The sequence below is a fragment of the Nocardia higoensis genome, assembly GCF_015477835.1.
GTDB classification, from domain to species: Bacteria; Actinomycetota; Actinomycetes; order Mycobacteriales; family Mycobacteriaceae; genus Nocardia; species Nocardia higoensis_A.
In genome coordinates, this window is sequence record NZ_JADLQN010000002.1 from 841244 (window position 1) to 858418 (window position 17175).

A 17175-nucleotide genomic window follows, 5' to 3' on the forward strand; every position below is an offset into this window, starting at 1 on the left:
GGTCGGTGTACCCGGTGCCGTGGTGCGGGCCACCGCGCGGGAACCACCGGCCGGCTCGCGGATGCGGAGTGGCCAGGCACGCGCGCTGACGACCCGCACGGCGATCCCGCATGGCGCGGGCGGCCAGGCACGGGCCGGGCACACGCGCCGCTGCCCGGACTACCGGTAGCCGTCGTAATGGTCGGCGGGAAAGTCCCCGTTGTGGAATGCGCGGGCGAGGTCCGTGCCCGCGAACGCCGGGGGAGTGCGGCCGTCCACGGCGTAGCGGTACAGCGCGGCCGAGTAGACGGTGTTGGCGGCGGAGTAGAAGGCCAGCACGGTGATGAAGACGCCGAGACCCAGCCAGCATCCGACCGTCGAGAGCAGCACGCCGCCGACGAGCTCGTCGGCCAGTGCGCCGAGGACGGTGCCGATCAGCATGCTCAGCAGGCCGCCCACCAGGACCAGGATGTAGCCGAGAGTGCCCAGGCGGGTGGTGCCCGCGACGCCGGGACCCCAGACCCGCGTGTGGCACTCCCTGGCGGCGCGTACCGCGTCGATCGGACCACGACGTTCCAGCACGATCATCGGCAGCACCAGGTAGACGACATCCGACCACGGGGTGGCCCGGTTCGGCCCCGGCACACCGGGCTCGCGGGCGGTGCGCTCGAACAACCGCAACACCGGCAGCACGGTCGCGACCGCCAGTGCCCAGGGCAGCAGCGCGAAGAAGCGGGACCGGCCCGCGCGCCGACCGGCCTTCGGGTCGGCCCAACTGCCGCGCAGCACATTGTCGGCCTGGGTGATCAGGCCCGCGTTGCCCACGACCGTCATCGTCACGCACAGCAGGTACACCACGAAGACCGTCGGGTACGGGATGGGGGAGGCGACGCCGAGGCCGGTGAAGAACAGGGCGGCGAAGGCCACGCCGGTGAAGCCGAGCCCGACCGACGCCGAGGTGACCGGAAACGAACGCAGTCCGCGATGCGCGCGCAATACGGCACTGGCGGTGGTGTACATCGTTCGCGCGGTCGTGTACGACACGTGAGGTTCCCCCGGGGTCGAGCGGTCGATCGGTCCGCCGCCCATGCTAGCCACGCGCACGCCCGACTCAGTTGGCCGCCGAGGGATTCGCGGGTGCTGACTCGACCGTCAGCGGAATGATCAGAGTCGGGGTCGAGCCGGTGTCCGGGGTGCGGTGGGTGTCCCGGCCGAACGCCAGCAGCCCGGCGACCGTCGCGCCGAGCACGAGGGTCACCACGGCGGCGGTGATCAGCTTCCAGCGTCGGACTCCGCGCGCGCTGCCGGAGCCTGCGCCCGCGGGGGTCGCCGGATCGGTGCGCAGGCGCGGCATGTGCACGTCGCCGGACGGGCGTTCGGCGGCCAGCAGCACCGCCCCCCGCGCCGAGACGTGCTCGGGCTCAGGGCTGTAGACGATCGGCAGATCGATCACTTCCGCGAGTTCCTCGCACACGATCGGACTGCGCGCGCAGCCGCCGACCAGCACCAGCGCTTCCGGTCGTGTGCCGGTCCGCTCGATCAGCCGCTCGACCGCGGTCGCCGACCGGCGCACCCCGTCGGCGAGCAGTTCGGCGAGATCGCTGTGGGTGAGCACGGCGCGCTCGCCGGATCCGGGATCGATGGCGGTGACCACCCGGGCGGTGCTGAGTTCTTCGCGGTGGCGGCGGGCGGCGGCACGGTCGGCACGCACCCCGGCGTGGGCGAGCCGGTTGCGCAGCAGGGCGTCGTAGTCGTCGCCGCCGGGGGTGCTGCTGTGATCGACGGCCAGGACGGCTTCGACACGGGTGTCGACCTGGGTGAGGGTCAGGCCCGAACTGCCCAGGTCGTAGATGACGACCGAACCCGATTCCGGCAGCCGCCCGGTGAAGCGCAGGTAGCGCACCTGGGCCAGCGGTTCGTCGACGATGGTGAGCCTGCGCCTGCCCGCCGCGCGCCGGATGGCTTCGGCGTGCTCGGCGCAACGACAGGTCACCGCGGTGCTGGCGATCAGCTCGTCGCGGTTGTGCGCCGACACACTCATCAGCCGGATGACCTCGAAGACCGCCTCGTCGACCTCGGCGCCGGGACGGCGATCGACCGCGCAGGAATCGATCGGCGGCAGGTGCGGCTGGTCGGAATGGGTGAGGATCGCCCGCGCGCCACCCGCGCCCGCGGAAACCCCCAAGACCAGCACCATGGCGTCAATGGTGGCCCTTTTCCGGCCGAGTGCCAAGACGAACGTCCGGGTGCCCGATCAGCCCGTCGATCAGCCGGCGTCCGGCGTCGAAGCGCCCGCCCAGCGCACCGGGGAACCGTCGGTGTCGAAGTCACCGGCGGCGTGCCGGAATTCGGCCAGCAGTTGCAGCAGCGTGCCCAGCCGGTCCGGCGCCAGCCCGGGGTGCGCGAAGACCTTGGCGTTGAGTTCCTCCGTCGCGACCGCCACGGATTTCCTTCCGGCGTCGGTGATTTCGATGAGGGTGGCCCGGCGGTCGCTGGGATGCGGGACGCGCGTGACCAATCCGGCCGCCTCCAGCCGGTCCACGGTGTTGGTGACGCTGGTGGGATGTACCTGCAACCGCGCGCTGGCCTTGGCCATCGGCAGCGCCCCCGTCCTGGTGAAGCTCAACAGCCGCAACAGCTCGTAGCGCGAGAAGGTCAGCCCGGTGGGCTTGAGCGCCTCGTCGACCCGGGCCATCACGATCTGCTGCGCGCGCACCAGCGAGGTCACCACAGCCATTCCGTCGGCGGCTTCGCCCCAGCCGTGGTCGACCCACTGACGGCGGGCCTCCTCGATCGGATCGAGCGGAAGCGGACGTGGCGCAGACATGCGTTCGATCATCGCACGTCGGCCGCCGCCGGCGGCGATTCCGCGGTACTCGGTATGCCCGATTCGCACGAATCGCCGTCGAGCATTGGAATCAGGGTGACCGTAACTCTCGCCCCGCCGCCCCGCCGCCGGGCAGTCTGTACAGGCCGTGCGGGCGTGGCTGAGAGGTTCAGGCAACGGTCTGCAAAGCCGTCTACGCGGGTTCGATTCCCGCCGCTCGCTCAACGCTGCCGGTGCGCCCTCGGCAGAGCCCGATCGAGGATTCCTCCCCGATCGGGCTCTGTCGGTGGTTCCGCACTCACATCGAGATGAAAGAGCCCGATCGACGGACGTCGATCGGGCTCTTTCATGGTCTGTGCCCTCGGCAGGATTCGAACCTGCGGCCTTCTGCTCCGGAGGCAGACGCTCTATCCCCTGAGCTACGAGGGCGGGATAGAAACCGATCCGGGCGGTGAGACCGCTCGATCGGGCGGGCCAAGCGTAGCGCATGGCCCGCCGCGACACCAAAACGATGCTCCGGCGGGCCAGTTGAGGGGCAGGCGCAGTTATCCGAGGGGAAGCGGCGTGCCGCCGCGTGCGGTGAGCATGTCGGTGAGCAGTCGGGATTCGGCGGCCTGACTGGCGGCCATGCCCGCCGAGAACGTACGCACGGCGGTGGTGGCGGCGTGCTCGCCCGCGTACTCGAGCATCGGGATGCCGCCCTGGTGATGGCGCAGCATCAGGCTCAGGAACAGGGTGTCGAGTGCGGGGGAGGAGGCGCGGCGCAGGGCGTCGAGGTCCTCGCGCGAGGCCATGCCCGGCATGGTGTCGACCGGGCCGGTGGGCTCGCTCGCGCCGTGCTGGTGGCCGCCGCCGCCGGTCATCCAGCCCATGTGGCCCTCGACGGTCTGCGCGGGCTCGTTCCACATCTGCAGCCAGCCCTGCATGCGGCCGATCTGGTTCGCCTGCGTGGTGAGGATGTCGTAGGCGAGGGTGCGCACCTCGGTATCGGTGGAGCGGGTGAGCGCGATGCCCGCCATCTCCACGGCTTGGTTGTGGTGGGCGGACATGTCCTGCAGGAAGCCGATGTCGACGGCGGACGGGTCCGGCTCGGCACGGCCGTCGAGCGGCAGCCGGATCACCACGCCGATCACCACGCCGAGCAGAATCGCGGCGACGGCCCCGAGGACGAGCGTCGCGGTGCCGGGTCGGCGCTGCCCGCTGCCTTCCCCGGCCCGGACGGGAGCCTCCCGCCCGGAGTCGGACGTTGCGGTGCCGGGCGTTGTGGGGTCGGTCGTCTCCGCGGCGGGATCGCTCATGTCGTCGCGGGCGTTCATTCGCCGGGCAGCGGCTGGGCGGGCAGCTGCCCGGCGGGCAGACCGGGCATGCCCGGCAGGCTCGGCACGCCGGGGATCATGCCGCCGGGAGCGCCCGCGGTCGGGTCGGTGGCGACGTCGGAGCCGTCGACAGCCTTGGCGTCGGGTCCCGGCGGGGTCGGGTCGAACGGGGTGGGGTTGTCGCGGTCGAACATCGGGTTGGAGCAGGAACCGCCGACCTCGGGATGGGTGTAGGGGTTCTGTCGCAGCGCGGTGATGAACTGGTTGACACGCGGATCGTCGGCGCTGTCCAGCTTCAGCTGATGGCCCCAGGACTGCAGCACGATCGGCGCATCCAGATCCGGGTACGGCGACATGAACGTGTAGGCCTTGCCGTCGACCTTGCTCTCCAGGGTGTCGATGGCGGCGTTGTCGACCTTGTCCGGGTCGTAGGCGATCCACACCGCGCCGTGCTCGAGGGAGTGCACGGCGTTCTCGTTGCGCATGGCCTGGCTGTAGACCGTGCCGCTGCAGTCGGCCCACTCGGAGTCGTGCGACCCGCCGAAGGGCGGCTTCTGGTCGTAGCCCACGCGCTCGGTGGGCTGCACATGCTTACCGGTCGTCTTGCTGTAGTCGACGGTGACCACGCCGTCGATCCCCAGCGACGGATCCTGCTGCTCGGTGCTGGGTGTGAACTTCGCCAGCTCGGCCTGCTCGCGGTACTTGGGCACCAGGCTGTAGGCCAGCGCACCGATCAATGCGATGATTACCGCCGCCGCACCGACCGCCATCCACGGGATCTGACGGTTCCCCGGAAGGCCGCCCTTACCACCGCCCGGAGTACGGGACGAAGAAGTCTTGCCCGCGGCTCGCACGGCCTTGGCCGACTTCGAGGCGCTCTTGCTACTCGGCATCGCTCGTGTGCTCTCTCGCTGTGATGAACCGTGTGGTTCGGCCGGAAGGTCGGCGGCGGTGCCCGCCCGAAGGTGTTCACCTGCCCAGACCATAGGATAGAGACTCGTGACTCCAGCTGACCTTGCAGATCTCCTTCACGCCACTGCGGCGAAGGTGCTCGTCGAACGTGGGCTCGACCCCACCGTGCTGCCCGACGAGGTCACTGTGGAGCGTCCGCGTAACCCCGAACACGGCGACTATGCCACGAATCTGGCGATGAAAGTGGCGAAGAAGGCGGGAACGAATCCGCGCGACCTGGCCGGCTGGCTGGCCGACGCGCTGACCGCCGCCGACGGCGTGACCTCCGCCGAAGTCGCCGGCCCCGGCTTCCTCAACATTCGCCTGGCGGCCGCGGCGCAAGGCACCGTGCTCGAGCGGGTGCTGGGCGCGGGCGCGGCCTACGGCACCTCCGAAGCGCTGTCCGGGCGCAAGATCAATCTGGAATTCGTCTCGGCGAACCCGACCGGTCCGGTGCATCTGGGCGGCACCCGCTGGGCCGCCGTCGGCGACGCGCTGGGCCGGGTGCTGCTCGCCCAGGGCGCCGAGGTCACCAGGGAGTACTACTTCAACGACCACGGCGCGCAGATCGACCGGTTCGCCGCCTCCTTGGTGGCCGCCGCCACCGGGCAGCCGACCCCCGAGAACGGCTACGCGGGCGCGTACATCGGCGAGATCGCCGACCAGATCGTGGCGGCGCATCCGGACGCGCCGAACCTGCCCGAGGCCGCCCGGCACGAGTTGTTCCGCGCCGAGGGCGTGGAGCTGATGTTCACCCACATCAAGCAGACGCTGCACGAGTTCGGCACCGACTTCGACGTCTATTTCAACGAATCCTCGCTGTTCGCCTCCGGCGCTGTCGAGGCCGCCGTCGAGCAGCTCAAGTCCTCCGGCGACCTGTACCAGAAGGACGGCGCGTGGTGGATCGCCAGCTCCGAGTACGGCGACGACCAAGACCGCGTGGTCATCAAGAGCGACGGCAACGCCGCCTACATCGCCGGTGACATCGCCTACTTCCAGAACAAGCGCAAGCGCGGTTTCGATCTGTGCATCTACATGCTCGGCGCCGACCACCACGGCTACATCGGCCGGTTGAAGGCCGCCGCCGCCGCGTTCGGCGACGACCCGGCCACCGTCGAGGTGCTCATCGGCCAGATGGTGAACCTGGTGCGCGACGGCCAGGCCGTGCGGATGAGCAAGCGCGCGGGCACCGTGGTCACCCTCGACGACCTGGTCGACGCCATCGGCGTGGACGCCGCGCGCTACGCGCTGGTGCGCTGGTCGGTGAACTCCAGCGTCGACATCGACCTGAACCTGTGGACCAGCCAGAAGAACGAGAACCCGGTCTACTACGTGCAGTACGCGCACGCCAGGACCGCCTCGATCGGTCGCAATGCCGCCGCCTTCGACTACGCGAGCGTGGCCCCGGATCTGTCCCAGCTCACCGCCGACGAGGAAGGCGAGCTGATCCGCACGATCGGCGAGTACCCGCGGGTGGTGTCGAGCGCGGCGAGCCTGCGCGAACCCCACCGGGTGGCCCGCTACCTGGAAGAACTGGCGGGTGCCTACCACCGGTTCCAGACCAACTCCAAGCTGCGCGTACTGCCTCTGGGCGACGAGCCGGTCTCGCCGCTCAACGCCGCCCGGCTGGTGCTGGTCAACGCCACCCGGCAGGTGCTGGCCAACGGCCTGGCCCTGCTCGGCGTGAGCGCGCCGGAGCAGATGTGATGGGCGTGCACCCCGCCGGTCCCCGGCACGCCGAACTCAGCGGTGGCGCGGCAAGCGAGTCGACCCGCCTTCCGCACGCCCCGACCCTGCCGATGCGGCCGTCCGATCCGCGCGCGCTGATCGACCTGCCCGCGAACGTCTGGCCGCGCAACGCCGCGCGCGACGACACCGACGAAGTGCGCCTGGCCGGTGTGCCGGTCCGCGAGCTGGCCCAGGAGTTCGGCACGCCGCTGTTCGTGATCGACGAGGACGATTTCCGGTCCCGCTGCCGCGACATGGCCCGCGCCTTCGGCCCCAGCGCCCGAGTGCACTACGCCTCCAAGGCCTTCCTGTGCGGTGCGATCGCGCGCTGGATCGACGAAGAGGGACTGTCGCTGGATGTGGCCTCCGGCGGCGAGCTGGCGGTGGCCGTGCACGCCGGTTTCCCCGCCGAGCGAATCACTCTGCACGGCAACAACAAGTCCGTCGCCGAGCTGGAAGCGGCGGTGGCCGCCGGGGTCGGGCATGTCGTCATCGATTCGATGATCGAGATCGAGCGCCTCGACGCGGTCGCGCGCCGCGCCGGTGTGGTGCAGGACGTGCTGGTGCGGATCACGGTCGGCGTGGAAGCCCATACCCACGAATACATCTCGACCGCGCACGAGGATCAGAAGTTCGGCTTCTCCATCGCGGGTGGCGACGCGATGGAGGCACTGGCCCGGGTCTTCGAGGCGGACAATCTGCGTCTGGTCGGCCTGCACTCGCACATCGGCTCGCAGATCTTCGAGATCGACGGCTTCGAGATCGCCGCCCGGCGCATTCTGGGCCTGCTGCGTGAGGCCGTCGACAAATTCGGCGCCGAGCGCACCGCCCAGATCTCGACCCTGGACCTCGGCGGCGGCCTCGGCATCGCCTACCTGCCCGACGACGATCCGCCGCCGCTGGCGGAGTTCGCGGCCAACCTGCGGCGGGTCGTCGCCGAGGAAGCCGCCCGCGCGGGGCTGCCCGAGCCCACCATCGCGGTGGAGCCGGGGCGCGCCATCGCGGGCCCGGGCACGGTCACGCTCTACGAGGTCGGCACCATCAAGGACGTCTCACTCGACGGCGGGGTGCGCAGGCGCTACATCAGCGTCGACGGCGGCATGAGCGACAACATCCGTCCGGCGCTCTACCAGGCCGAATACGACTGCCGGCTGGTCTCGCGGGCCTCGGACGCGCCCGCCGTGGTGGCGCGCGTGGTCGGAAAGCACTGCGAGAGCGGCGATATCGTCATCCGTGACACCTGGATGCCCGCCGACGTGGGGCCCGGCGATCTGATCGCGGTGGCAGCCACCGGCGCGTACTGCTATTCCATGTCCAGCCGGTACAACCAGCTGACGCGCCCGGCGGTCGTCGCCGTGCGCGACGGCAGGGCCCGGCTGGTGCTGCGCCGGGAGACGGTGGCGGATCTGCTGAGTCTGGAGGTTGAGTGATGACCGAAGCGGCCAACAACGGCGCCTGGGGGACCGATCGCCCGATCGGAGTCGCGGTGCTCGGTATGGGCAACGTCGGCACCGAGGTCGTGCGCATCCTGCGCGAGCACGCCGATGACCTGCGCGCCCGTGTCGGCGCCCCGGTGATCCTGCGCGGGGTCGCGGTGCGCGATCTCGGCAAGGACCGCGGCATCCCCGCCGAACTACTGACCACCGACGCCGAGGCGCTGGTCGCGCGTGACGACGTCGACCTGGTGGTCGAGGTCGTCGGCGGGATCAACCCGGCGCGCGCGCTGATCCTGTCGGCGCTGAACTCCGGCAAGTCGGTGGTGACCGCCAACAAGGCGCTGCTGGCCGACTACACCGGCGAACTCGCCGCCGCCGCCGAACGCAACCGCGCCGACCTGTACTTCGAGGCCGCGGTGGCGGGCGCGATCCCGGTGGTGCGCCCGCTCATCCAGTCGCTGTCCGGCGACCGGGTCAACCGGGTGGTCGGCATCGTCAACGGCACCACCAACTTCATCCTCTCGGCGATGGACGAGACCGGCGCGGACTACTCCGCCACCCTCGCCGAGGCCACCCGCTTGGGATACGCCGAAGCCGATCCGACCGCCGATGTCGAGGGATACGACGCCGCCGCCAAGGCCGCCATCCTGGCCTCGCTGGCCTTCCACACCCGCGTCACCGCCGCCGACGTCTACCGCGAGGGCATCTCCAGGATCAGCGCGGAGGATCTCGAGACCGCGTCCGCGCTGAACTGCACGGTCAAGCTGCTGGCAATCTGCGAGCGAGTCCCCGCCGGACCGGGCGAGCCCACCCCCGCCGAAGGCGGCAAGGAGCGTGTATCGGTGCGGGTCTACCCGGCGCTGATCCCGCGCAAGCATCCGCTGGCCGCGGTGACCGGCGCCTTCAATGCCGTGGTCGTGGAGGCCGAGAACGCGGGCAGGCTGATGTTCTACGGTCAGGGCGCCGGTGGCGCGCCGACGGCCTCGGCGGTCCTCGGCGACCTGGTGATGGCCGCCCGCAACAAGTTCTTCGGTGGCCGCGCCCCGGGCGAATCGGTTTATGCTGAGCTACCGATCGCGCCGATCGGCGACACACCCACCCGCTATCACGTGAACCTGCAGGTCGAGGACCGTCCCGGTGTGCTGGCCAAGGTGGCGGGGGAATTCGCCAAACACGAGGTCAGCATCTCGACGGTCCGCCAGGAAGGACACGGCGAGGGCGCTCGGCTGGTCGTCGTGACCCACCACGCCGTGGAATCGGCGCTCGCGGACACCGTCGCCGCTCTCGCGGAGATGGAGTCCGTCACATCCGTGACAAGTGTCCTGAGACTGGAAGGCACCGAAGAATGAGTACCGCAGGCGTCGCCCCGCAGGCAGGCGTGCATTCCCGCTGGCCGGGTCTGATCGCCGCCTACCGTGACCGGCTCGAGGGGGCGGCCGACTGGGAGCCGGTCACCCTGTTCGAGGGCGGCACCCCGTTGGTGCCCGCGCCGTACCTGTCCGAGCTGACCGGGTGCGAGGTCTACCTCAAGGTCGAGGGCGCCAATCCGACCGGGTCGTTCAAGGACCGCGGCATGACCATGGCCATGACCGACGCCAAGTACCGCGGTCAGAAGGCGGTGCTGTGCGCGTCCACCGGCAACACCTCGGCCTCGGCCGCGGCCTACGCCACCCGGGCGGGCATGACCTGCGCGGTGCTGATCCCGCAGGGCAAGATCGCGATGGGCAAACTGGCCCAGGCCGTCATGCTCGGCGCGCAGATCATCCAGGTCGAGGGCAACTTCGACGACTGTCTGGAGCTGGCCCGCAAGGTCACCTCGGAGTTCCCCTCCATCGGTCTGGTGAACTCGGTGAACCCGGCGCGCATCGAGGGACAGAAAACCGCGTCCTTCGAGATCTGCGATGTGCTCGGCAAGGCGCCCGACGTGCACGCGCTGCCGGTCGGCAACGCGGGCAACATCACCGCGTACTGGCGCGGCTACCGCGAGTACTACGCCGACGGCGTCACCGGTTCGCTGCCGCGCATGCTCGGTGTGCAGGCCGCCGGGGCCGCGCCGCTGGTCTACGGCGCACCGGTCAAGGATCCCGAGACGATCGCCACGGCCATCCGCATCGGCGCGCCCGCCTCGTGGAACGGCGCGGTCGCCGCCAAGGAGGAGTCCGGCGGCGCGTTCCGCGCGGCCACCGACGAGGAAATCCTCGAGGCCTACCGCCTGGTCGCGGCCAAGGAGGGCGTGTTCGTCGAGCCCGCCTCGGCGGCTTCGGTCGCCGGCCTGCTCGCCGCGCGCAAGGAGGGCTGGCTCGAGCCCGGCCTGACCGTGGTCTGTACGGTCACCGGCAACGGTCTCAAGGACCCCGACACCGCGCTGCTGGGCATGCCGCAGGTCGAGGCGATCGCGGTGGATCCGGTGGCTGTGGCCGCCCGTCTCGAGCTGGCCTGAGTTGAAATCGCGCGAACCCCAGACGATGACACGGACGCTGCCCGCCGGTCTCACCGTGACCGCGCGGGTGCCCGCCTCGAGCGCCAACCTCGGTCCCGGATTCGATTCGCTGGGAATGGCTTTGGGCATCTACGACGAAATCGAGGTTCGCACCACCGATTCCGGGCTGAACATCCGGGTCGAGGGCGAGGGCGCCGACGACGTGCCGTGGGGGCCGACGCATCTGGTGGTGCGTGCCATCGAGCGCGGACTCGAGCACGCGGGTGTCTGGGCCGACGGTCTCGACGTGGTGTGCCGCAACGTGATTCCGCATTCGCGCGGTCTGGGGTCGTCGGCCTCGGCAGTGGTCGGGGGACTGGCCGCGGGCTCCGGGCTCGCCGCCCGCCTCGATCCCGATCTGGCCGCGGGCGCCGACCAACTGGTGCAGCTGGCCTCGGAATTCGAGGGGCACCCGGACAACGCGGCGGCCAGCGTCCTCGGCGGCATCGTCGTCTCCTGGACCGAGACCTCGGCCGAGGTGGGGGTGGAGGTGCCCGACCACGGCCGGGTGTACCGGGCCGTGCGGCTGGACCCGCATCCGGCGCTGCGTCCGGTGGTGCTCATTCCCGAGGTGCGTTCCTCCACCGCGCACACCCGCGGCCTGCTGCCGGACACGGTGCCGCACGGCGACGCCGCGTTCAATGTCAGCCGGGCCGCGCTGGCCGTGGTGGCCCTGACCTCCCGGCCGGAACTGCTGATGCCCGCCACCGTGGACCGGCTGCACCAGTCCCAGCGTGCCCCCGCGCTGCCGGTGACGACCCGGTGGATCGAGCGGCTGCGCGCGGCGGGGATCCCGGCCACCGTCTCGGGTGCGGGACCCACCGTCCTGGCCCTCGCGACCAGCGACTTTCCGGCCGAACTCAGGGATCTCGCGGTGGCCGAGGGGCTGCGGGTGATCGAGCCGGGACTGGCCGACGGGGTCCGGGTGAGCTGACGGCGAGTCCGTCTTGCCGAGTTTCACCGAATCCAGCTATCCTGGGCAGGTCCGTACATCGTGCGCATCAGACGCCGGTGCTTCATCAGGGCAATCGCTCCAGCAGGCTCCAGGCTCGAGCCTCCAGGCCATGGGGGTACTGCGTAGCTGTGCAACTGGAATGATCTCTCCCACCTTTCACCACCGGTGGCGAAGCCTCCGGTCCGGCGGAGCAGGCGATACGGCAACACCGAGTCCGGCACAGTGCCCGGACTGCGGACGAACCCCTCGACTCAGCACACGGCATTCGAGGGAAGGAAAGGATTTCCGTGACAGATACGGACCTGCTCGCGACACCCGGGGTGGATTCCAACCCAAGTTCCTCGGGCGGCCGCGAAAGTGAATCCGGACAGATTTCGAAGATGAGCGAACATACCGACGTCGCACGATCGGGGCTGACTGGGATGTTGTTGCCGCAGTTGCGCGCCCTCGCCGGAGAGCTCGGGATCCGAGGCACCTCCGGGATGCGCAAGGGCGATCTGATCGCCGCCATCAAAGAGAATCAGGCAGGCAAGGCCGCCAAGTCCGACAAGCCGGCTCGCTCCGAGGCGAAGGCCGAGCAGACCACTCTCGACGTACAGGCTCCGGCGAAGGGCAAGTCCACCGACAAGCCCGCCGCCGAAACGAAGGGCGCCGAGGACAAGGCCGCCGACCGCAAGGCTGCCGAGGTGAAGACCGCCGAGGTGAAGGCCGCCGAGGTGAAGGCCGCCGCCGAGGCCGAGGACGCCGCGCCGAGCGCGCAGGCCGCCGCCTCGACGCAGGCGCCCGCCGCGCAGTCCGACTCTGCCGCGGGAGAAGCCCAGACCTCCACCGAGGGTGGCGAGGACTCCGGTCGAGAGCCGGGGCAGCGTGGTCGTGGCCGTCAGCGGCGTGGTCGTGAACAGGGCCGATCCGGCGCGGACACTGCCGAGGCGCAGGAGTCGAAGTCCGACGGCGATTCCGGCGAGCGCAGGCGCGATCGCCAGCAAGGTGACCGTCAGCAGAGTGACCGTCAGCAGGGTGATCGCCAGCAGGGTGATCGCCAGCAAGGTGACCGCCAGCAAGGTGACCGCGGTCAGCAGGGCGGCGGTCGCAGCGACGCGCGTGGCGGAGAGGACGACGAAAGTGGTCGTGGACGGCGTGGACGCCGGTTCCGCGAGCGTCGTCGTGGGCGCGAACGCGAAGGCGGCGGCGGTGAGAGCCGTGAGCTCGAGATCCGCGAGGACGATGTGCTGCAGCCGGTCGCGGGCATCCTCGACGTGCTGGACAACTACGCCTTCGTGCGCACCTCGGGCTACCTGGCCGGGCCCAACGACGTCTACGTGTCGATGAACCTGGTCCGCAAGAACGGTCTGCGCCGCGGTGACGCGATCACCGGTGCGGTGCGCGCCCCCCGCGACGGCGAGCAGGGCAGCCAGCGTCAGAAGTTCGATCCGCTGGTGCGGCTGGACACCGTCAACGGCGGCGACGTCGAGGCGGCCAAGCGCCGTCCGGAGTTCGGCAAGCTGACCCCGCTGTACCCGAATCAGCGACTGCGGCTGGAAACCCAGCCCAACAAGCTGACCACCCGCGTGATCGACCTGATCATGCCGATCGGCAAGGGGCAGCGCGCGCTGATCGTGTCTCCGCCGAAGGCCGGTAAGACCACGATCCTGCAGGACATCGCCAACGCGATCGCGACCAACAACCCCGAGTGCTACCTGATGGTGGTGCTGGTCGACGAACGTCCCGAAGAGGTCACCGATATGCAGCGTTCGGTGAAGGGTGAGGTCATCGCCTCCACCTTCGACCGTCCGCCGAGCGATCACACCTCGGTCGCCGAGCTGGCCATCGAGCGGGCCAAGCGCCTGGTCGAAATGGGCAAAGACGTTGTGGTGCTGCTGGACTCGATCACCCGACTGGGGCGCGCGTACAACAACTCCTCGCCCGCCTCCGGCCGCATCCTCTCCGGTGGTGTCGACTCGACCGCGCTGTACCCGCCCAAGCGGTTCCTCGGCGCGGCGCGCAATATCGAGAACGGCGGCTCGCTGACGATCATCGCCACCGCGATGGTGGAGACCGGTTCGACCGGTGACACGGTGATCTTCGAGGAGTTCAAGGGCACCGGCAACGCCGAGCTCAAGCTCGACCGCAAGATCGCCGAACGGCGCGTGTTCCCCGCGGTGGACGTCAACCCGTCCGGCACCCGCAAGGACGAGCTGCTGCTCAACCCCGACGAAGCCGCGGTGCTGCACAAGCTGCGCCGTGTGCTCTCCGGCTTGGACTCGCATCAGGCGATCGACCTGCTGATCGACCGCCTCAAGAAGTCGAAGAACAACCTCGAGTTCCTGATGCAGGTCAGCAAGACCGCGCCGGGCGCGCTGGACGAGTAGTCCTGCCGGACCGGCAACAACCGAGAGGGCCCCGAGAATTCGGGGCCCTCTCGTTTTTCGGTTACGCCGAACCGCGGTGTTCGCGACCCTAGAGTGTGAAACGTATTCATTTCAGAACTACGGGAGAACGACCATGCGTACTACCGTCCGGCTCGCCGTCGCCACACTCGCCGGCGCCACCCTGATCTCCGCCACGGCGGGCACCACCGGAATCGCGGCCGCTGAACCGCCTGCCCTGACGTCGGTCGGCACCCTCGAGCCCGCACCGTCGACCGGCTCGGCCACGATCGACGGGGGTTCGACCGGCTTGTACAGCGGCTCGACAGGACTCGCGACCGGAAACATCGTGTACGCGCTCCTCGGAGTCGGCTCGATACCCCTGCTCATGCTGTTCGGTGCGATATGCGACATGTCGACCCTCTCCGCAGCCGACAATCCGTGCGTTTCTCAACGGACGCCGGTGAACGGGCGGTAGTCGCCCGAACTCGGGAACAAGGTGCTTGCGAGGGGTGTTTTGGGAGGGTGACGACGGTTCTGGCATACTGGACCGCCGTGCGTCCGCCGCATTTCGCGGACAATCCCGCCTAGTCGGTCCCGGTTCACGTCCCGATCGAACACGATCATGGGCGACCCGGCGGCCAATATCGAGAGGACACCCATGAAGGCCGGAATCCACCCGACCTACGTCGACACCACTGTCGTCTGCGGTTGTGGCAACACCTTCCAGACTCGCAGCACCAAGCAGTCCGGACAGATCACCGTCGAGGTCTGCTCGCAGTGCCATCCGTTCTACACCGGCAAGCAGAAGATCCTGGACACCGGCGGTCGCGTGGCCCGCTTCGAGGCCCGCTACGGCAAGCGCGCCGGCAAGAAGGCCGACGACGCCAAGTAGCTTCCTCGCCGACGCCCGGTCCTGCCTCGCAGGCCCGGGCGTCGGTGTTTTTCTCCCACCCCCATCAGGGCCCCTGTCCGCACGGCCCGAATCCGAGGAAGAGGAAGCAGCATGACGCAGCCGTCCGCGATCGACGACATCCTGGCCGAGCACGCGGGTCTGGAGACCCAGCTGGCCGATCCGGCGCTGCACAACGACCCGTCGGCTGCCCGCCGGGTCGGTAAGCGATTCGCCGAACTCGCGCCGGTGATGGCCACCTACCGCAAGCTCGAGTCCGCCAAGGACGATCTGAGCGCGGCCAGGGAACTCGCCGTTGACGACCCCTCCTTCGCGGCCGAGGTGCCCGAGCTGGAACGTCAGGTCGAGGAATTCGAGCAGGCGCTGGCCGATCTGCTGGCCCCGCGCGACCCGCACGACGGCGACGACGTGGTGCTCGAGGTGAAGTCCGGCGAGGGCGGTGAGGAATCCGCGCTGTTCGCCGCGGATCTGGCCCGGATGTACATCCGCTATGCCGAGCAGCGCGGCTGGCGGGTCGAGGTGCTCGACGCCACCATCTCCGACCTGGGCGGATACAAGGAAGCGACGCTGTCGATCAAGAGCCGCGATGCCGCGCGCGACGGCGTGTGGTCGCGATTCAAGTTCGAGGGCGGCGTGCACCGGGTGCAGCGCGTGCCGGTCACCGAGTCGCAGGGACGCATCCATACCTCGGCCGCGGGCGTGCTGATCTACCCCGAGCCCGACGAGGTGGCGCAGGTGCAGATCGACGACACGGACCTGCGCATCGATGTCTACCGGTCCTCCGGCAAGGGCGGTCAGGGCGTCAACACCACCGATTCGGCGGTGCGCATCACCCATCTGCCCACCGGCATCGTGGTGACCTGCCAGAACGAGCGTTCCCAGCTGCAGAACAAGGCCCGTGCGATGCAGGTCCTCGCGGCGCGGTTGCAGGCGCTGGCCGAGGAGCAGGCCGAGCAGGAGGCCGCGGCCGGACGCGCCGTGCAGGTACGCACCGTGGACCGCTCCGAGCGCATCCGCACCTACAACTTCCCGGAGAACCGGATCACCGATCACCGCATCGGCTACAAGTCGCACAACCTCGACGCGGTGCTCGACGGTGACCTCGATGCCCTCCTCGACGCGCTCGGCAAGGCCGACCGCGAAGCGCGCATGGCCGCCGAGTGACCTCGTTTCCGTCGTCCCGCGCCGGTGCGTGCCCGACTTCGGGCACAGTGGGAGCGTGAGCAGAACAGCGTTGCGCCCGGTCATCGAATCCGCGTCGGAGAAACTGCGCTCGGCGGGGGTGGCCAGCCCCCGCGCGGACGCCGAACTGCTGGCCGCGCATCTGCTGGGCGTCGAGCGTCCGCGCCTGGCGTTGGTGCCGATGGTCGAGGCGAGCGTGCTCGAGCGCTTCCACGAACTCGTCGACCGCCGGGTGCGCCGCGAGCCGTTGCAGCATCTGACCGGCGTCGCGGTGATGGGGGAGATCGAGCTCGCCGTCGGGCCGGGGGTGTTCGTGCCGCGCCCGGAGACCGAGCTGCTGTTCGCGTGGGCGCTGGCCCACCTGGAGTCGCTACCGCACGATCATCAGCCGATCGTGGTCGACCTGTGCACCGGCTCGGGCGCGCTGGCCCTGGCCGTCGCGCACGCCAGGCCGGACGCCGAGGTACACGCCGTCGAGATCGATCCCGAGGCCCTGACCTGGGCCCGGCGCAATGCCGACGCCCGGATCGCCGACGGCGACACCCCGATCGTCCTGCACGCCGACGATGTCACCGATCCGGACCTGCTCACCGAGCTGAACGGCCGCGTCGACCTGGTGCTCGCGAATCCGCCCTACATCCCCGACGGCGCCGAACTCGAGCCCGAGGTCGCCGATCACGACCCGCATCGCGCGCTCTTCGGCGGCTCGGACGGCCTCGACGTGGTCCGCGCGATGCTGCCGACGCTGATCCGCCTGCTGCGGCCGGGCGGCGCCACCGGCATCGAGCACGACGACACCAACGGCTCGGCCCTGGCCGCGCTGCTGAGCGACAGCGGTGCGTTCACCGACGTCGTCGAGCACCCCGACCTCGCGGGCAGGCCGCGTTTCGTCGTGGCGCGCAGGACGACGCCGGGCGATCCGGCCTGACCGGCGGGCCGGTGTCCGTCCCGTCATGACGGCACACCGCATGAGCCTGTCGTCAGCGGCAAGAGCACAGCGCCTGTCGGCGGCGATCGGGAAGTGCGGCACCTGCCGCCGGACT

15 protein-coding genes and 2 tRNA genes are annotated in these 17175 nt (G+C 70.0%); 11 read left to right on the forward strand and 6 right to left on the reverse strand.

The window, feature by feature from the left end; all coding sequences use genetic code 11:
* Positions 1 to 159 precede the first annotated feature (159 nt).
* The 3 genes from IU449_RS17765 to IU449_RS17775 form a co-directional block, all read right to left on the reverse strand.
* On the reverse strand, positions 160 to 1023 hold the full coding sequence (locus tag IU449_RS17765) for a DUF6159 family protein (protein WP_195003153.1): 864 nt from the start codon (positions 1021 to 1023) through the stop codon (positions 160 to 162).
* A 67-nt stretch (positions 1024 to 1090) separates the two neighbouring features.
* On the reverse strand, positions 1091 to 2176 hold the full coding sequence (locus tag IU449_RS17770) for an Hsp70 family protein (RefSeq protein WP_195003154.1): 1086 nt from the start codon (positions 2174 to 2176) through the stop codon (positions 1091 to 1093).
* Between the two features lie 69 nt (positions 2177 to 2245).
* Positions 2246 to 2806 carry a MarR family winged helix-turn-helix transcriptional regulator gene (locus IU449_RS17775; RefSeq protein WP_195003155.1) on the reverse strand — a complete coding sequence of 187 codons (561 nt, stop codon included), beginning with the start codon at positions 2804 to 2806 and terminating at the stop codon, positions 2246 to 2248.
* A gap of 150 nt (positions 2807 to 2956) precedes the next feature.
* Here IU449_RS17775 and IU449_RS17780 point away from each other — a divergent pair.
* Positions 2957 to 3028 (forward strand) — tRNA-Cys (locus IU449_RS17780).
* A gap of 134 nt (positions 3029 to 3162) precedes the next feature.
* On the opposite strand, the gene IU449_RS17785 is transcribed toward IU449_RS17780, so the two are convergent.
* The 3 genes from IU449_RS17785 to IU449_RS17795 form a co-directional block, all read right to left on the reverse strand.
* Positions 3163 to 3235: transfer RNA gene (locus IU449_RS17785), tRNA-Arg, on the reverse strand.
* Between the two features lie 116 nt (positions 3236 to 3351).
* Positions 3352 to 4104, reverse strand: coding sequence for a DUF305 domain-containing protein (locus IU449_RS17790; RefSeq protein WP_195003156.1), 753 nt, complete (start codon positions 4102 to 4104; stop codon positions 3352 to 3354).
* A gap of 14 nt (positions 4105 to 4118) precedes the next feature.
* Positions 4119 to 5015 carry a DUF3105 domain-containing protein gene (locus tag IU449_RS17795; protein WP_195003157.1) on the reverse strand — a complete coding sequence of 299 codons (897 nt, stop codon included), beginning with the start codon at positions 5013 to 5015 and terminating at the stop codon, positions 4119 to 4121.
* Positions 5016 to 5121: 106 nt separating this feature from the next.
* On the opposite strand from IU449_RS17795, the gene argS reads away from it, so the two are divergent.
* The 10 genes from argS (at position 5122) to prmC (ending at position 17060) form a co-directional block, all read left to right on the forward strand.
* Positions 5122 to 6780: an arginine--tRNA ligase gene (gene argS, locus IU449_RS17800; RefSeq protein ID WP_195003158.1), complete on the forward strand. Its 1659-nt coding sequence runs from the start codon at positions 5122 to 5124 to the stop codon at positions 6778 to 6780.
* Positions 6780 to 8231 carry a diaminopimelate decarboxylase gene (gene lysA / locus IU449_RS17805; protein WP_195003159.1) on the forward strand — a complete coding sequence of 484 codons (1452 nt, stop codon included), beginning with the start codon at positions 6780 to 6782 and terminating at the stop codon, positions 8229 to 8231. Before argS ends, lysA begins: the two co-directional genes overlap by 1 nt.
* A complete protein-coding gene (locus IU449_RS17810; RefSeq protein ID WP_195003160.1) occupies positions 8231 to 9586 on the forward strand; it encodes a homoserine dehydrogenase in 1356 nt (451 codons plus the stop codon). The genes lysA and IU449_RS17810 overlap by 1 nt, the downstream gene beginning before the upstream one ends.
* Entirely contained in the window at positions 9583 to 10677 is a 1095-nt protein-coding gene (thrC, locus tag IU449_RS17815) for a threonine synthase (protein ID WP_195003161.1), read from the forward strand. Before IU449_RS17810 ends, thrC begins: the two co-directional genes overlap by 4 nt.
* Before the next feature lie 25 nt (positions 10678 to 10702).
* Positions 10703 to 11650 carry a homoserine kinase gene (thrB, locus tag IU449_RS17820; protein WP_195003162.1) on the forward strand — a complete coding sequence of 316 codons (948 nt, stop codon included), beginning with the start codon at positions 10703 to 10705 and terminating at the stop codon, positions 11648 to 11650.
* Positions 11651 to 12051: 401 nt separating this feature from the next.
* The gene (gene rho, locus IU449_RS17825; RefSeq protein ID WP_228804808.1) at positions 12052 to 14040 is read left to right on the forward strand and encodes a transcription termination factor Rho; all 1989 of its coding nucleotides are present in this window, start codon (positions 12052 to 12054) and stop codon (positions 14038 to 14040) included.
* A 133-nt stretch (positions 14041 to 14173) separates the two neighbouring features.
* The gene (locus IU449_RS17830) at positions 14174 to 14515 is read left to right on the forward strand and encodes a hypothetical protein (protein WP_195003164.1); all 342 of its coding nucleotides are present in this window, start codon (positions 14174 to 14176) and stop codon (positions 14513 to 14515) included.
* Positions 14516 to 14698: 183 nt separating this feature from the next.
* Entirely contained in the window at positions 14699 to 14932 is a 234-nt protein-coding gene (gene rpmE, locus IU449_RS17835; protein WP_195003165.1) for a 50S ribosomal protein L31, read from the forward strand.
* Between the two features lie 111 nt (positions 14933 to 15043).
* Entirely contained in the window at positions 15044 to 16114 is a 1071-nt protein-coding gene (prfA, locus tag IU449_RS17840) for a peptide chain release factor 1 (protein WP_195003166.1), read from the forward strand.
* A gap of 55 nt (positions 16115 to 16169) precedes the next feature.
* Positions 16170 to 17060 carry a peptide chain release factor N(5)-glutamine methyltransferase gene (gene prmC, locus IU449_RS17845; protein ID WP_195003167.1) on the forward strand — a complete coding sequence of 297 codons (891 nt, stop codon included), beginning with the start codon at positions 16170 to 16172 and terminating at the stop codon, positions 17058 to 17060.
* Positions 17061 to 17175 lie beyond the last annotated feature (115 nt).

Excerpts from the sequence above, each read along its gene's own strand:
- IU449_RS17770 (WP_195003154.1), bottom strand. The coding sequence starts at position 2,176 with ATGGTGCTGGTCTTGGGGGTTTCCGCGGGCGCGGGTGGCGCGCGGGCG.
- IU449_RS17775 (WP_195003155.1), bottom strand. The coding sequence starts at position 2,806 with ATGTCTGCGCCACGTCCGCTTCCGCTCGATCCGATCGAGGAGGCCCGC.
- IU449_RS17790 (WP_195003156.1), bottom strand. The coding sequence starts at position 4,104 with ATGAGCGATCCCGCCGCGGAGACGACCGACCCCACAACGCCCGGCACC.
- IU449_RS17795 (WP_195003157.1), bottom strand. The coding sequence starts at position 5,015 with ATGCCGAGTAGCAAGAGCGCCTCGAAGTCGGCCAAGGCCGTGCGAGCC.
- lysA (WP_195003159.1), top strand. The coding sequence starts at position 6,780 with ATGGGCGTGCACCCCGCCGGTCCCCGGCACGCCGAACTCAGCGGTGGC.
- IU449_RS17810 (WP_195003160.1), top strand. The coding sequence starts at position 8,231 with ATGACCGAAGCGGCCAACAACGGCGCCTGGGGGACCGATCGCCCGATC.
- thrC (WP_195003161.1), top strand. The coding sequence starts at position 9,583 with ATGAGTACCGCAGGCGTCGCCCCGCAGGCAGGCGTGCATTCCCGCTGG.
- thrB (WP_195003162.1), top strand. The coding sequence starts at position 10,703 with ATGACACGGACGCTGCCCGCCGGTCTCACCGTGACCGCGCGGGTGCCC.
- rho (WP_228804808.1), top strand. The coding sequence starts at position 12,052 with ATGAGCGAACATACCGACGTCGCACGATCGGGGCTGACTGGGATGTTG.
- IU449_RS17830 (WP_195003164.1), top strand. The coding sequence starts at position 14,174 with ATGCGTACTACCGTCCGGCTCGCCGTCGCCACACTCGCCGGCGCCACC.
- rpmE (WP_195003165.1), top strand. The coding sequence starts at position 14,699 with ATGAAGGCCGGAATCCACCCGACCTACGTCGACACCACTGTCGTCTGC.
- prfA (WP_195003166.1), top strand. The coding sequence starts at position 15,044 with ATGACGCAGCCGTCCGCGATCGACGACATCCTGGCCGAGCACGCGGGT.